This window comes from Sulfurovum iocasae (genome assembly GCF_047716765.1).
Classification (GTDB): domain Bacteria; phylum Campylobacterota; class Campylobacteria; order Campylobacterales; family Sulfurovaceae; genus Sulfurovum.
On record NZ_CP180410.1, the window covers coordinates 715,928 to 731,430 of the forward strand.

The 15,503-nt window shown below is 37.8% G+C and carries 19 protein-coding genes; 15 read left to right on the top strand and 4 right to left on the bottom strand.

The features are described 5' to 3' along the window. Position 1 precedes the first annotated feature (1 nt). From ACLHDG_RS03595 to ACLHDG_RS03620, 6 genes are all read left to right on the top strand, one after another. Positions 2-388, top strand: coding sequence for a biopolymer transporter ExbD (locus ACLHDG_RS03595; RefSeq protein WP_415407621.1), 387 nt, complete (start codon positions 2-4; stop codon positions 386-388). Further along, positions 385-1,179, top strand: coding sequence for a hypothetical protein (locus ACLHDG_RS03600; RefSeq protein WP_415407622.1), 795 nt, complete (start codon positions 385-387; stop codon positions 1,177-1,179). The genes ACLHDG_RS03595 and ACLHDG_RS03600 overlap by 4 nt, the downstream gene beginning before the upstream one ends. A 26-nt stretch (positions 1,180-1,205) precedes the next feature. Then, positions 1,206-2,072 (top strand): ATP phosphoribosyltransferase, encoded by an 867-nt coding sequence (hisG, locus tag ACLHDG_RS03605; protein ID WP_415407623.1) that lies wholly within the window; start codon positions 1,206-1,208, stop codon positions 2,070-2,072. 12 nt (positions 2,073-2,084) lie between these two features. Beyond that, a complete protein-coding gene (locus tag ACLHDG_RS03610; RefSeq protein WP_415407624.1) occupies positions 2,085-2,936 on the top strand; it encodes a prephenate dehydratase in 852 nt (283 codons plus the stop codon). Positions 2,937-2,958: 22 nt separating this feature from the next. Next, positions 2,959-3,348 carry a hypothetical protein gene (locus tag ACLHDG_RS03615; protein ID WP_415407625.1) on the top strand — a complete coding sequence of 130 codons (390 nt, stop codon included), beginning with the start codon at positions 2,959-2,961 and terminating at the stop codon, positions 3,346-3,348. A gap of 262 nt (positions 3,349-3,610) precedes the next feature. Next, positions 3,611-4,051, top strand: a complete 441-nt coding sequence (locus ACLHDG_RS03620; protein WP_415407626.1) for a hypothetical protein — start codon at positions 3,611-3,613, stop codon at positions 4,049-4,051. A gap of 432 nt (positions 4,052-4,483) precedes the next feature. Here ACLHDG_RS03620 and amrB read toward each other — a convergent pair whose 3' ends face one another. Next, the gene (amrB, locus tag ACLHDG_RS03625; protein WP_415407627.1) at positions 4,484-5,290 is read right to left on the bottom strand and encodes an AmmeMemoRadiSam system protein B; all 807 of its coding nucleotides are present in this window, start codon (positions 5,288-5,290) and stop codon (positions 4,484-4,486) included. Next, positions 5,290-5,844 carry an AmmeMemoRadiSam system protein A gene (gene amrA, locus ACLHDG_RS03630; RefSeq protein ID WP_415407628.1) on the bottom strand — a complete coding sequence of 185 codons (555 nt, stop codon included), beginning with the start codon at positions 5,842-5,844 and terminating at the stop codon, positions 5,290-5,292. Before amrA ends, amrB begins: the two co-directional genes overlap by 1 nt. A gap of 114 nt (positions 5,845-5,958) precedes the next feature. On the opposite strand from amrA, the gene tolB reads away from it, so the two are divergent. From tolB to ACLHDG_RS03650, 4 genes are read left to right on the top strand one after another with little or no spacing between them, the layout of a single operon-like run. Further along, on the top strand, positions 5,959-7,197 hold the full coding sequence (tolB, locus tag ACLHDG_RS03635; RefSeq protein ID WP_415407629.1) for a Tol-Pal system protein TolB: 1,239 nt from the start codon (positions 5,959-5,961) through the stop codon (positions 7,195-7,197). 28 nt (positions 7,198-7,225) lie between these two features. Beyond that, positions 7,226-7,753, top strand: a complete 528-nt coding sequence (locus ACLHDG_RS03640) for an OmpA family protein (RefSeq protein WP_415407630.1) — start codon at positions 7,226-7,228, stop codon at positions 7,751-7,753. A gap of 7 nt (positions 7,754-7,760) precedes the next feature. Further along, on the top strand, positions 7,761-8,567 hold the full coding sequence (locus ACLHDG_RS03645) for a tetratricopeptide repeat protein (protein ID WP_415407631.1): 807 nt from the start codon (positions 7,761-7,763) through the stop codon (positions 8,565-8,567). 9 nt (positions 8,568-8,576) lie between these two features. Further along, positions 8,577-9,188 carry a L,D-transpeptidase gene (locus tag ACLHDG_RS03650; protein WP_415407632.1) on the top strand — a complete coding sequence of 204 codons (612 nt, stop codon included), beginning with the start codon at positions 8,577-8,579 and terminating at the stop codon, positions 9,186-9,188. 7 nt (positions 9,189-9,195) lie between these two features. Here ACLHDG_RS03650 and ACLHDG_RS03655 read toward each other — a convergent pair whose 3' ends face one another. Then, the gene (locus ACLHDG_RS03655; RefSeq protein ID WP_415407633.1) at positions 9,196-9,954 is read right to left on the bottom strand and encodes a pyrroline-5-carboxylate reductase; all 759 of its coding nucleotides are present in this window, start codon (positions 9,952-9,954) and stop codon (positions 9,196-9,198) included. Positions 9,955-10,048: 94 nt separating this feature from the next. On the opposite strand from ACLHDG_RS03655, the gene ACLHDG_RS03660 reads away from it, so the two are divergent. From ACLHDG_RS03660 to ACLHDG_RS03670, 3 genes are all read left to right on the top strand, one after another. After that, entirely contained in the window at positions 10,049-11,281 is a 1,233-nt protein-coding gene (locus ACLHDG_RS03660; RefSeq protein WP_415407634.1) for a glutamate-5-semialdehyde dehydrogenase, read from the top strand. 116 nt (positions 11,282-11,397) lie between these two features. Then, positions 11,398-11,925: an FKBP-type peptidyl-prolyl cis-trans isomerase gene (locus ACLHDG_RS03665; protein WP_415407635.1), complete on the top strand. Its 528-nt coding sequence runs from the start codon at positions 11,398-11,400 to the stop codon at positions 11,923-11,925. Between the two features lie 274 nt (positions 11,926-12,199). Beyond that, complete coding sequence (locus ACLHDG_RS03670; protein WP_415407636.1) at positions 12,200-13,534, top strand: hypothetical protein; 1,335 nt, start codon at positions 12,200-12,202, stop codon at positions 13,532-13,534. 7 nt (positions 13,535-13,541) lie between these two features. Here the strand turns inward: ACLHDG_RS03670 and rd are convergent, their stop codons facing one another. Further along, complete coding sequence (gene rd, locus ACLHDG_RS03675) at positions 13,542-13,709, bottom strand: rubredoxin (RefSeq protein ID WP_415407637.1); 168 nt, start codon at positions 13,707-13,709, stop codon at positions 13,542-13,544. A gap of 119 nt (positions 13,710-13,828) precedes the next feature. Between rd and fabD the strand changes: the two genes are divergently transcribed. Next, the gene (fabD, locus tag ACLHDG_RS03680) at positions 13,829-14,770 is read left to right on the top strand and encodes an ACP S-malonyltransferase (protein WP_415407638.1); all 942 of its coding nucleotides are present in this window, start codon (positions 13,829-13,831) and stop codon (positions 14,768-14,770) included. Positions 14,771-14,773: 3 nt separating this feature from the next. Continuing rightward, positions 14,774-15,502: a 5'-methylthioadenosine/adenosylhomocysteine nucleosidase gene (locus ACLHDG_RS03685; protein WP_415407639.1), complete on the top strand. Its 729-nt coding sequence runs from the start codon at positions 14,774-14,776 to the stop codon at positions 15,500-15,502. Position 15,503 lies beyond the last annotated feature (1 nt).

The following is a 15,503-nucleotide window of genomic DNA, read 5'->3' on the forward strand; positions in this document are numbered from 1 at the left end:
TATGTTTAGTTGGGATGATAGTCCAGACTTGAACATTACCCCTCTTGTGGATGTAATGTTAGTACTGATGGCTATTTTAATGATCACAGCGCCGACAATTACTTTTCAGGAACAGATAGACCTGCCTCAAGGGTCTAAAACTGTTAAAGTCACAAAACCGAAAACACTTACTATCCGTATGGATAAAAACCAAAAAATATACCTAAACAAAGATGTGTATGCTCTAGATACTTTTGCAGATGATTTTGTCAACCAATCAGCAAAGTTTGATAAAAATTCTGAAGTTTACATACGCGCAGATGAACAGCTTAAATATAGAGATGTGATGTATTTACTTAAAAGTGTCAAAGCAGCTGGTTTTGAGAAGGTCTCACTTATAACCCTATGATAAAACAGTCTTCTACATTCATCTCTGGATTTTTGGCGTTTGTTATCTATTTTCTACTTATTGGTTTGCTGATTTTTTATTTTAATACACGTGATGAAAAAAAGTCAGTGCATTATGTGAAAAAAGATGAACGTCGTATACAAGTAGCACTTTCAGCACCTAAAAAAGCGATCAATCCTAAACCAAAAGTCAAACCTAAGCCTAAGCCAAAACCTAAAGATAAACCTAAAATAAAGCCAAAACCTAAACCAAAGACTAAAAAAGTGGTAAAGAAAAAGGTTATTAAAGAAAAAGTAGTCAAAAAAGCAGTAAAGAAAAAAGATGAAAACCTTACAAAACCCAAGAAGAAAGCTTTAGACCTTTTTGCAAATGTTAAAACACCTAAAAAGAAAAAGCTTATAGAGGTGACAGATAAACCTATAAAGTCGGCACCCAAAAATAACCTTATCAAGGTGACAGATAAACCTATAAGTGCAAGTCAACGTATCAGTTCTTCACTCAAACAACAGCAAAGTAGTGATAGCGGTGTAGAAAATGCTTATTTGGCGAAAGTACAAAGTATGTTAGAGGGTTGGCCTGCCCAAAGTGAATATGCAGGTGAAAAAGTGAAAGTTCTGTTACTTATCGATCCTACTGGAGGATTTGAGTTTAAACTTAAAACTGTTTCAAACAATGAGAACTTCAATACCGGTTTGACAGAGTATCTGGAACAACTTCAAGGTATAGGTTTCGGTCGTCATAAGGGTGCTAGAACGTATCAGTTTGAAGCAGAGTTTATTGCGAAAGAGTAAGGTAATTATTTTAAAAGGAGTGTTATATGGTATTAAAATTAGGGATCCCAAAAGGAAGTTTGCAAGAGTCAACGATCAAGATATTTAAAGAGGCTGGATATGACATCAAGGTAAGAGAGAGAAATTACTATCCCTCTGTTGATGATCCGGAACTGGAGTGTATGCTTATACGTGCGCAGGAGATGGCAAGATATGTTGAGGGTGGACAGCTTGATTGCGGATTGACCGGTTTGGATTGGATCAAGGAGAATCGTTCTGATGTAATAGAAGTATGTGAACTTACCTATGCAAAACAGAGTTTTAAGCCTATCAAATGGGTGTTGGCAGTCAAAGAGGACTCTCCTTATAAGAGTGTCAAAGACTTGGAGGGAAAGACAATAGCAACTGAGGTGGTCAATCTCACTACTGACTATCTGGCTTCTCATGGTGTTAAAGCCAATGTAGAGTTTAGTTGGGGAACGACTGAGGTCAAAGTACCTGATCTTGCAGATGCCATCGTTGAGATCACAGAGACAGGATCATCACTCAGAGCGAATGACCTGAAGATCATTGATACGGTTCTTGAGACAACTACAAGATTCATCGCCAACAAAAAAGCATATGAAGATCCGAAAAAGAGAGTAAAGATTGACAGGATCATCATGATGCTCAAATCTGTAATAGATGCGGTTCCAAAGGTCTGTTTAATGCTCAATGCACCAGAGGCTGAATTGGAGGCTATCTTGAAGATACTTCCAAATGATAATCCTACTGTTTCACATTTGGCAAAAGGTGACTGGATAGATGTGATGGCTGTTGTAGATAAAGGAAATCTTCGTGATCTGATCCCAAAACTTAAAGAACATGGTGCGAAGTCGATCGTAGAGATTCCGGTGAGCAAAATAATAGAATAATAGGGTGATAAGATGCATAAAACGATAGCATATCAAGGTGTCCAGGGTGCCTATTCGGAGCAGGCTTGTAGAAATGCTTATGAAGATTATGAGACTATCGCATGTGATACTTTTCATGAAGCAATGTGGCTGGTAGAGCAGGGTGATGCTGACTTGGCGATGATCCCCTTAGAAAATTCTACGGCGGGTAGGGTAGAAGAGATCTATAGACTGATCCCTAAAATGGCACTGCATGTTATAGGTGAGCACTTTGAACCGGTTGTGCATTGTCTGCTTGCCTTGCCTGATGCAAAGTTGGAAGATCTGAAATATGTTGCTTCCCATCCTCAGGCATTGGCACAGTGTCATCACAATATCATCTCACTAGGGTTAAAAGCAGAAGCAAAACTTGATACAGCAGGTGCTGCCAAAGAGCTGGTTGAGTTACAAGATGTTCAAAGAGCAGCTATCGCCTCAAAGCTAGCGGCAGATATCTATGGGCTTCAGATCTTAAAAGAAAATTTTGAAGATAAGCGTGGAAATACTACACGGTTCTTCATACTGTCACGAGAAAAGAATGTACCTCTTTTCGATCCATCTAAAAGATACATCACTTCACTGGTATTTCAGGTAAAAAATATACCATCAGCCCTCTATAAAGTACTTGGAGGTTTTGCAACCAATGGTATTAACCTTTTAAAGATCGAGAGCTATATGGGAACCCAAATGCTTCCTGGAAGTCAATTTCATATTGATATCGATGGGCATATCGATTCAGAAGTATTAAAACTTGCCCTAAAAGAATTGGCATTCTTTGCCGATGATGTAAGGATACTTGGCATCTATGAGAGTCATAGGCATCGTGAAGTGGAGTATATGATCTAAAATATTCAGTAAGGAGTATCACATGAAACAAATAACTACATTCATAGTATCAATTCTACTTTTAGCAGTTTTTTCTTTACCTGCCAGTGCTATGCCACCCAATCAGATGAATCAGATACTTAATATGACTCAAAACAACTGGGTGAGTTTTCGTGATTTTAACGGGAAACAGTTGATCTACTTTACACACTTGGAATCTTATACATGTGGCATAAAAGAAGTGCGTTACAGCATCAACTCAGATGATCTGGATAAGGTATGGGAACTTCAGGCTTGTGACAGTAAGAACCCCATGGCTGTTACCAAAGATATTATCTATCTGACCATGCCACTTGGTACAGCAAAATCTATAGCTGTACAGGTGATATTTACTGATGGTACGGAGAGTGAGATAGTTCGTAAAAATCCGTAAATTTAGTTCCTTTTAAAACCTTATAAAATTATATATTTTATAAGGTTTTGAATATGGGTAACTTTTTGCAACCAGTATAATATTCACTATTTACATTATCTTTAAAATACTTTTTATTAGGACTTCAGTTTTTTAATTAAGTTAATATCGACTAATAGTATAAAATGTATATGAATTTTGCACACACTCTACACACCCCCTTAATATAATTGTTATGCAAAAATGGAATGACTTCTAAAATTGAGTACGAAAAGGAAAAGTTATGAAGAAATTAGTTTTAGCAAGTCTTCTACCATTGGGATCAATGAAACCTGTACTCTTTCCTTTTATACTTAGTACGATGATTATGCTCGATCTGTCTGCCTCCCAAACAGATAATGATGAAGGGGTAATCAAACATGATTATAAAAACCAATTTACCTTTCCACGCTGGAAAAGCCTGCATAAACTCAATACCGAAACACTAGTATCCGCTGATCACAATGCATGGTTTGACATCTATGTTAATACAATAGCTAAAAAGGCTTATGTTGAAAAATTGAGTTTATTTCCAGTGGGTTCAATTGTACTGAAACCACTCTATACTGATCTACAACGCTCAAAAACAGCCAAACTGACCATTATGATAAAAATGGAAAAAGGTTATGACCCTGAAAATGGTGATTGGTGGTATGGAGTCTATAATGAAAGCGGAATGGAATGATACTATCAGGGCAAAATCCAATCCTGTATAAAATGCCATACGATAGCCAAAGAGACAGACTATATGTTTTCTGAAAGTACGATGGAGAGTATTAACGAAGAGGAATGGTAACAAACAATCATGAAATATTCTGTTCAAGTATTGACTATTGGCTCTTATCCAGAAATTAAAATTGATCAAGCAAGCAAGTAAATATTTGTATGAAGCATTAGCTATTGAAGAAAAATATGAGTTACTTCTTTCAAACTATCTTGATTTAGAAAACCTTATAATCTAACATATTTTATAACGTTTATCGCTGTAGCGACGTTTAAAGATCATTAATATGTAACTTCCTATATAAAACCTTATAAAATGTGCTATATGGAAGATTTTATAATGAAAAAGGTTTCCTTAATACTTGCATTGATCCGAGTCTTACAAGTACAGTTCTTAATAAAATATCGCAGACATATATCCAACTACTGAGCTACTGTCGCCGCTTGCATCTGCAGAGGTACGATAGTCGAGTAGTTTGGATGAGAGTTTGAGTTGTTTGGCTGCGAGTATCATGGCTTGGATACCGATGAGACCACAGGCTTTACATCCGTTTGCAAGCTCATCTAGATCAAGTTTAGCAACACCCCTTAAGCAGTTTTCATCAAAACTTTTTGCCTCTTCCAGGCTGTGAAAATGACTAAGGTCAGAGCTGATGACAACAACATTGTCTTTGTTTTGTAAGAGTGCTGTGATGAGAGGGGCTATATTTTTTGCTGTCGTGTCACTATAGATAAGTTCTATGATCTGACTTTTTGGCAAGTAGTGTTTGATGAAAGGCATTTGTACTTCAGTAGAGTGCTCTTTTTCATGTGCTTTGGGTTCAAAGCCTATGTCAAACTGTTTTGCCAGTGCAAAAAGATAGGGGCTGTCTATCTCCAACTCTCCACAAGGTGTTTCATACTTTTCATAATAACTTCCGGAAATACCTTTGAAGTAGTGATGATGGCTGGGACCTATGACGATGATGCGTTTACCTTTTGTCTGCTTCAAAAACCTGTATGCAAAGTTGGCAGTGAATCCACTGTAGATATAGCCAGCATGAGGGACAATGACTGCATAAGGGATAATATCCTGTACCTCTTTTGAGATGCTGACTTCATCAAACTTCTGGTTGAATTTCTCAAAAAAAGCTCTTACTTTCAAACACTCTTTTGGATAAAATTGACCTCGTACAGCAGCTTTTCGTGTACCATTGCTCATTACTTCTCCTTATATTTTTTCACGGTATAGGTAGAGATCTCAGGATGTTGAGAAAGACAGTTGTTGGTTAAATTTGCTTTGAGGCATAAATTGGAGAAAAAATCATCAAACCTGGGGTATTGTTCCCAGACATGAGGCAAATATGTAGCATGTTTACCATTATGTCTGAGTACGATGCCATCTTTAAGAGGGAGCAATTTGCTTTCCAGGTCTTTTACATCACTATACTTTAATTCTTTAGGTTCAGAAAGGATAGAAACTTTGATCTTAATATGGTTGAGTTCTTTCAGAGTCAGAGGTGTAAACCGTGAGTCACGCAAGGCAGCAGACTGGGCATTTAAAATAATATCTTTGTAGAGTGGACGGTAGGACTGAAGGGAACCTCTGCATCCGCGAAGTTCCTTATTCAGGTCTGTGTTGATGGTAACAAAAGCTGCACCATTCTCTTCAAGCATAGGGTATTCTTTTAATGCTTGCTCCAAATCAAAATTTTCAGGTTGATTTAATGCAACCAAAATAGCTGCTTTGGCTAAAGCAATGACAATATCATTCATTAAACACTCCTTCTTGCTTATTTTACCACAATCTAAAAAAGAGAATTGATATTAATTAATGAAGATTTCAACTCAGCCTTGATACAATGTACACTAAAAAAATAAGGAATTATTTTGAGATATCTTTTACTTTTATTATTATCTATAAACCTTTTTGCCGTTGATGCCACACTGAAGATAGAAACGGATGTCGAACATCGTTCTCGTATCGCTTTAGTGGATGGATCAGTTGTTCCCAATGATAAGATCTTCAAGATCTTACTCTCTGACCTTAAGATCTCCGGACACTTTTTAGCAGATACTACACGGCATGAAGGGGATATCACTTCAAAATTTATTGAACCTGCACTTAAAAGTAAAGAGTATGTACTTAAGTATGCACTTAGTCAAACAACAGGAACAAAGCTTAGCATACGTCTATTGAAAGCATCTGATGGTACTCAGGTATTTAAAAAGAATTATTCTATACCTACGACAAGTAAAATGCCTTTTTTGGCACATAAAGCCATCTCTGATATTAACAATGTGTTGAAGTATCCGGACATTAGCTGGATCAACCGTTATGTGGTTTTTTCACGTTATACCACACCAAGACAGAGTGAGATACTCCTGGCAGACTATACGTTCAACTATCAAAAAGTCATCATTAGGGGTGGACTTAACCTGTTCCCTAAATGGGCAGATAAGAAGCAAAAAAGTTTTTACTACACCTCTTATAGAGATTTGGTGCCAACGCTTTATAAGATCAATATCTATTCCGGGGCTAAAAAGAAAATTGCTTCTTCTGAGGGGATGATGGTTTGTTCTGATGTAAGTAAAAATGGTTCAAAACTTTTACTGACTATGGCACCTAATGGACAGGCTGATATTTATGAACTTAATCTTGCTACAAATGCAAAGACGAGAGTTACCAAGTTTAATGGTATCGATGTGAATGGGAAGTATGTAGATGATGAGAGTCGTATGATTTTTGTTTCTAATAGACTTGGGTATGCAAATATCTTTAAAAAATCTATCCACTCTTCAGCTGTCTCACAAGTGGTTTATCATGGACGAAATAACAATGCATGTGATGCGCATGGAAATAAGATCGTATACTCCAGCAGAGAGAGTAAAAATGCTTTTGGAAGTAATACCTTTAATCTCTATTTAACTTCTTCACGTGGTTCAGGTACACGTCCACTGACTACAACAGGAGCCAATCAGTTTCCGAGATTTTCTACAGACGGATCTGTGATACTCTATATCAAACACAGAGGTAGTGGATCTTCGATAGGATATATCAATCTTACAAGCCAGCAAAGTTTGCTTTTCCCACTTGGTGGGCGAAAAATCCAATCTATCGATTGGTAATCAACTCTTCTCACAAAAGGAATAAACTATGATAAAAAAAATAATAATAACAACTACTACATTTTCAGTACTCCTATTGACCGGATGTAGTCAGACGGCACCGGATCTTACAGGAAAGAACAATATTTCAGATTCAACACAAATAGCAGGTGATACAGTCACGATAGATGAAAACAGGTATGGTAATGAAAATGGTGCTGGAGGGCAATATAACAGCAGTAGCGATGGTTTCCAGAGTATCTATTTTGAGTTTGGGGATTATGGTGTCTCTTCAGGGATGGAAAACACTATCGCTTCCAATGCAAACGTAGCCCATAATGCAAGTGCTTCCAAGATAAAGATAGAAGGTAACTGTGATGAGTTTGGTACAGATGAGTACAACTATGCGTTAGGACTTAAAAGAGCTAAGGCGGTTAAAGATGGCATCGCTGCACAAGGGGTTGATACCAGTAAAATGGTAATCGTAAGTTTTGGTGAGAGTAACCCTGTGTGCAGTAACCCAACAGATGGATGTTATTCACAAAACAGAAGAGTGGATCTTCGTTTAGTCAAGTAGTAGAGTAATGAAGCAAAAGTATCTACGTAATCTGTTTTTCTTTTTAGTGCTAAGCATTACTGCACTTTTGGCAGAGCCTTCTGTGTATGGATTTAATAATTCAAATAATGGATCAACCTCTTCTCAGAATATGATGATTCAAAATAAAAGGACTATCGCTGCACTCAAACGACAGATCTCAGAGCAAAATGAGAGGATAGATGGTTTGACCTCTCTCATAGAGGGATTAAATGCCACAATGGGAGAATTACAAGAAAGGGGTATTGGTACTTCTTCTATGGGAACAGGAAATGACAATACCGCACTGCTCAAAGAGCTTGGGGCGATGATAGATAATATCAATGATAACTATGTAAGTAAAGAAGAGCTTAAAAAAATCTTGAACTCAAAAGGTAAATATACGCCTTCTTCAAAAGAAAAAACAACGATCTCTGAAGAGACACTGGAAGATAAACCCACTTCAAAACTTTATAGTGAAGGGGTAAGGCTCTTTGTAAAGAAGCGTTACAGTGAAGCAAAAAAACGATTTACGATCACTGATATAAAAGGGTATAAGCCTGCCGCTTCAAATTATTATCTGGGTGAAATTGCATATTATACAAAGAAGTATGAAGATGCGATATTTTACTTTAAGAAGAGTGCCGGACTTTATGACCAGGCAAGTTACATAGATGTTTTGCTGCTTCATACAGCGATCTCTTTAGAGAAGAGTGGAGACAAGGCACAGGCAAGAGCATTTTATGAAAATATCGTAGAGAATTATCAAGGTAAAAAAAGTGCCAAAATAGCAAAAGAGAAGTTAAAGAAGCTATAGATGTATGGTGTGAAGATTTTTTTTGTAGTGTTGTTTTGTTTTGGAAGTGCAGCATGGGCAGAAGAGTGGAGATCTGCGTGGGCACATTTGGATGATGAAAATACACAGACTAAAGTTTTAACACATGAACTTATCCCTATCTCTAAAACAGTTTTTAAAGTCATAAATTTAAATACAGAAAAAGAAAAGACCATAGACCTTACAGGAAAAAATTTCATTATCGTCTCAGTAAGAGAACCGGGAAGTGACGGACGCTTTTATGCTGTAGACAGTGATGGTACAGTTTGGTGGAGCGGAGCAGTCACTTCCGGGGCAGATGAGTTCAAAAGCCCTTCAGGTGTCTTTCCTATTATCCAAAAGAAGCGTCATCATATGTCAACTCTTTTCCCAGATGAATCGGGTGAGAATAATATGAACTATATGATGAAATTTACAAATGGTGGGCATGCTTTGCACGAGGGAAGTGTTGATTGGATGTCTCACGGGTGTATTCATATAGATCCTAAAGATGTACCTGTGATCTATAAATGGTCAACATTTAAAACAAAAGTGGTCATCACAAGGCATAGCTATATGCCTTTTGCACAAGAGGATCTACGGAAGATCTATATAAAAAGATAAAAGAGACCTATAACTCTTTTGCTCTCTCATACGCTTGTTCTACAGCATCCATACAGGCAGCTCTTACATTACCGTCTTCCAGTGCTGCGTAACCTGCTGCTGTTGTACCACCTGGACTCATCACTGCATCTTTAAGTAAAGCAGGATGAACCTCTTGGATAAGTTCTCCAAATCCGGAAAATAGACCTTTCATTGTAGCCATAGCATCTTCTCTTTTGAGCCCTTGCTTGACGGCACCATCAGCTAATGCTTCTGCTATGAGTGCCAAATAGGCAGGACCGGAACCTGCAAGAGCAGTCGCAATGTCTATCTCTTTTTCACTCTCCAACCATAAAGTATCACCTACTGCACCTAAAAGTGCTTCCGCTTCTTTTCTAAATCTATGGTCTCCTGTAAGTGTGGTCATGGAAGCTCCTACACTTGCTGCAAGGTTTGGCATAGTTCTTACCACAGCTTTACTCTTGAGATGCTTTTTCAGTTTATCAAGGGAAGTTCCTGCCAAGACAGAAAAGAGGACTCTGGCTTTTCCTTTTAATTTTTTACCTACTTCTTCAACATTGGCAGGCTTAACACAAAAAAGTACAGTTTTGTCTGTTATATCAAAATTATCTATGAGATATTTATCTACTTTTGTACCAAGCTGTTCTTCAAAGGCATCGAGTTTTTCCATATCTCTTCCAACAACTTCGATGTTGTATTTACCTTTAAGACCTTTGGCAATACTAAGTCCCATATTCCCGTTACCTATAAATGTGATTGTTTGCATAATATTGACTCACTTAGATTAAATTGGATAGATTATATCATTATTAGCATTTATTTGTTAAAATGATAGCAATAATAGATTTAGGAATAAAATTATGGAAGCATTTTTAGCAAAAGCAAAAGAGTCAAGTAGAGTATTGTCTACATTGAGTGGGGCGGAGAAAAATCGAATACTAAAAGAGATGGCGGAGGCACTTAGAGCCAATACCCCAACGCTACTTAAAGCAAATGCGTTAGATATGGCAGATGCAGAGGTAAATAATCTTGCACCTTCACTTAAAGACAGACTCCTTTTAGATGAAGAACGTATCGATGGTATGGCTGTAGCCATAGAAGAGATAGCCGCACTGAAGGAACCAGTAGGACGTGTACTTGATGGTTGGGTAACAGAAGATGGGCTCAAGATAGAAAAAGTCTCTGTACCAATAGGGGTCATAGGTATCATCTATGAGTCTCGTCCAAATGTTACTTCAGACACAGCAGCACTCTCTTTTAAATCTGCCAATGTCTGTGTACTTAAAGGTGGGAAAGAAGCACAAAATTCAAATGAAGCCATCGCTAAAGTATTGCAAGAGGTACTGAAAAAGAATGATCTCCCGGAAGCACTTATCTCTCTTATCCCTGATGCATCACGTGAGGGTGTGGCAAAGCTCATAAAAATGGATAAATATGTTGACCTCATAGTACCACGTGGTGGAGAGGGGCTCATCCGCTATGTGAGTGAAAATGCTTCTGTGCCGGTGGTAAAACATGACAAAGGGCAGTGTCATACGTATATCGATGAAGATGCCAATATTGAAAATGCCATTGCTATTGCCATTAATGCCAAAGTGCAAAGACCGGGAGTGTGTAACTCTATGGAGACTTTACTTGTGGATACTGCTATCGCAGAGGAAGTACTCCCACAACTCAAATCAGCTTTTGACGCGGCACATACAGAGCTTAAAGGGTGTGAATTTACACAAAAAAGCATTGAAGTGGCTCCTGCCACAGAAGAAGATTATGATACTGAGTATTTGGCAAATATCTTAAACATCAGAGTCGTTGATGGTGTAGAAGGTGCCATAGAACACATCGTACGATTTGGTTCTGGTCACTCTGAAGCGATCATCACAGAGAACATCACTACAGCAGAGGCCTTTTTAAATGGCATAGATGCAGCAGCAGTGTATGTCAATGCCTCTACACGTTTTACCGATGGTGGAGCTTTTGGCTTTGGTGCAGAAGTAGGGATAAGTACAAATAAACTGCATGCACGTGGTCCGATGGGAATAGAAGGATTGACTACATATAAATTCAAGATTTATGGAAGTGGACAAATAAGATAAAAGTTGAACCCTCTGCATAACCTAGGTACTCATAATGGGTTCAATTATCTATTATTATAAGCATCACTAAAGTTTGCTTAGCTAAAATAGCACAAATCAAATATATAGGAATCATAATGACAATTACAAATGAAAATTGCGTAGTAGCAATTGAATATGAAGTAAAAGAAGCAGGTACAACAGAAGTTGTAGATACAAACAAAGGTGCAGAGCCACTAGAATTTATTACAGGAAAAGGTCACATCATTCCAGGTCTTGAAAATGCACTTTCAGGTATGGCTGAAGGTGAAAGTGGAGATATCATGGTATCTGCAGCAGATGCGTATGGTGAATCAAACCCAGAAGCAAAACAAGTACTTCCTCTTGATCAGTTCGAAGGTGTTGATCTTAAAGAAGGTATGACGCTTTACGGACAAGGTGAAAATGGAGAAACTGTACAGGTAACAGTAACTTCTTTTGATGATAAAGACGTAAATGTAGACTTTAATCACCCATTGGCTGGTAAAGACCTTATGTTCTCTGTAACAGTTCTTGGTGCAAGAGAAGCAACAGCTGATGAAGCTGCTTCTGGTCAAGTTGGTGGAGCACAAGGTGAGAGTTGTGGTTCACATGGTGGTGGTGATGGCTGCGGCTGTTCACACTAATTAGGACACCAAAGGAGCAAAAGCTCCTTTGGTTACTTTTCAATGCTAAAGCATGACTTAGAAAAAAACTAAATTTTTTTCTGAACACTAAGTTTATTTTAGTAGCAGATCCCGAGACTAGTTACTTTACTTATTGCTTTTTGGCAATTTCTTCCCCCTTTATATCTAACCTATTTTTTAGTTAAAAAATAAAAATTCTAAAATAATTTATATTTATCATTATCATTTTCTTTTATTTTTGCTATCATTAAGTAATAGTAAACTGAGAGGAATTATGAAAAAAATAGCTAAATTTTTTGATATCAATATGGTATTGATGACTCTGTTTTCATCATTGGAGACAATAAGAGATGAAAAGAAAATTGAACTTATTTATGAAATAGAAGCAACAATGCCAAAGGAACTAAAGGGTAATCCTGAAGCATTGTTGCACCTTCTTACCCAAATACTTACTTTTGTTTTTCAAAACAGTAATGAAAAAGAGATCGTATTTTCTCTCTTGGCTCCCAAAGATTTTTTATATGAAGAATCAATATCTTTTGAGATCAGAGAGACCGGTATCAGTAAAGAAAAGATAGTAAGTTTTTTAGAAACCAGATTAAACAAAAATCTTGAACTGCTTGATGGTGAGATCATATCTAATGCTGAGAATCTTTCAGGTATATACATACGCATACCATTTAAACTAAACGAGTTGGGAAAGAGACGTTATTATAGATTACCTGACATGGCAATGTTGGGTAAAAAAGTTTTATTGATCTGTGAGAGTCCAAAGGTGGCACAAAGTATCGAAAAAATGTTTAAATATTTTCTTTATGATGTTGATATAGGTGCTGATGAGTACAAGAAACGAGGAAGTGACCTGACGCAGTATGATATCTTGATCATAGATGATAAGCTTACTACACAAGGGCTTGAAAACTTGATTGCTAAAGTACAAACAGAGACAGATCTTAAATATGTGCTGCTTCAGGATTCGAATTATACAGAGGCTAAAAATGTACAAATTGAGTCGGCCCATTTAATAAAACCTGTCATACCAGAGAGTATATATGAATTGATCGTATCACTTTTTGAGGATGAAATTAAAGATAGAAGTATAAGATCCAGAGTGAAAAACCCTATTGTCAATATGGAAAAATATATTGATAAGGCTTTTAAAAAAGGAGTGGAAAGATCCATAAAAGAGAACGAGAGAAATCAAAACACTTTGAAGGATAATGATCCTCATAATATGGAGGAAGAAGAAAAAGAGATTGAAAGAGTTACCCTGGATATCAAAGTAGGAGAGCAAAATGCAAAGAGAGTTGGGTTAGAGTATTCTAAAGAGTTAAAGAATTTTTTAGATAGCTTTGATCGTTCAGATGTATATTTTAGAGAAGTAGTGAATGACAAAGCAGTATGGCAAATAAAAGATTTTTGTATAGAATTGGAAAAACAAGCAAAGATCATAGGTGCGCAAAGTATGTCAAGTTTTGCAGATCGTGTTAGCCTTCTTTTTGTATATGATAAACTTGATAAGTTACCCGTCTATATTGCTAAATACCATCTGGAGTTAAAGAAACTCATTGGTGAAATAAAGACTCATTTAAGTTCCTTGGAAAAATAGTTCTAGTTTAATCTTCATATACTTCAAAACTCTCTTTCGTCACCCCACAGTCAGGACATTCCCAATCCTCAGGGATGTCCTCAAATGGAGTACCTGGCGGTATACCGGCATCCGGGTCACCTAATGCGGGATCATAAATATAATCACATACGGTACAAATATATTTTTGGCTCATACTCTATCCTTTTTTTACACTGAAATATACTTATCTATTGTGTACTCTGTGTTTAGTTGAATAGTGTAATCTTAACATGGTAAAATACAATAAATATTTTATACTTTAAAGGACACCGTATGTCAATCAAATGTGCATTTTTATTTCCAGGGCAAGGTTCACAAGCTGTAGGGATGGGGCAAGACTTTTTTAACAACTCTGATGTTGCTAAACAGATGGTAGCAGATGCTACTGCAAGAACAGGTATCGATTTCGAAACTCTTCTTTTTACAGAAAATGATGATCTTGAAAAAACAGAGTTTACACAACCTGCTATCTTGCTTGTATCTGCTATAGCACATAAATTGTTTGAAGATGAGATGCCTATCAGACCTGTATATGCATTGGGTCACTCTTTGGGTGAATTTTCCGCACTGGTATCTGTAGGTGCAATAGATGCCATAGATGCAGTAGAGTTGGTAAACCTTCGTGGTAAGCTTATGGCCGAAGCATGTGCTGGTCAAGATGTGGGTATGATGGTCTCTTTAGGGCTTGAGGATGAGGTAGTAGAAGAGATCTGTTCTGCGCAAAGAGAAGCAGGATTGCAAGTATGGCCGGTAAACTACAACGCAGCAGGACAGATAGTCATCGCAGGTATCAAGCCGGACCTTGAAGTGTTGGCTCCTGTTTTAAAAGAAGCCAAAGCAAAAAGAGCAATGCTTCTTAATATGTCAGTAGCAAGTCACTGTCCACTGCTTGAATCTGCGACGGAGCCTTTGGCTGTAAAACTCACAGAGATGTTAAAAGATGAATTTATAGCACCAGTGGTTTCAAATGTAACAGCGAAGACATATAACACAAAAGCAGAGGCTTTAGATCTGTTACCTAAGCAACTGGTATCTCCTGTACTTTATAAACAGTCTATCGCTGATTTTGATGATAGTGTTGATTGTTATATTGAGTTTGGTCATGGTGGGGTACTTAAAGGGTTGAACCGTAGAGCAACTAAAAAGCCTCACTTTGTAGTCTCAGATATGGAATCGTTGCAGATTGCTATCGATGAAATAGCTAAACTGGGTTAATTTATGAAAATAGCGATCTTGGGAGCTATGCTTGAGGAGGTCGATCCTTTTCTGGCATCTTATGAGAAGGGGCCGCTGCTGAAGTATTTCAAAAAGTACAGCGATGTTGAATATGCGGATAATCTCTATCACAAGGCAAAGTACAAAGATCTCGACATTGTTTTGAGTTACTCCAAGATTGGCAAGGTCAATGCCGCATTGACTGCTTCGATGATGATAGAGCATTTTGGCTGTGAAATGCTGCTCTTTACCGGAGTAGCGGGAGCGGTCACTTCCGAGCTCAAGATCGGGGACCTGGTCGCCGCGACGCAGTTGTGTCAACACGATCTGGACATCACTGACTTTGGACATCCTCATGGTTATGTGCCCAAGGGCAAGATCTATGTAGAGTCTTCCAGAGAGCTGCTGCATATTGCCAAAGCGGTGGCGAACGATAAAGGTATCAATCTCAAGAGAGGTATTATCGCTACGGGTGATCAGTTCATCGCTGACTCTGAGCGCAAGGAGTGGATCGCCCGCACTTTCAATGCTGACGCCATCGAGATGGAAGGGGCGGCAGTCGCCGTAGTCTGTGACGCGCTAGATATCCCCTTTTTTGTACTGCGAGCCATCTGTGATGCGGCGGATATAGATGCGACCTTTGATTTTGACAAATTTGTCAAGCACTCATCACAGGTTAGTAGCAGTTTCATTATGGCGATGCTGGAGAAGATCATGGAGAAGCAGGCATAAT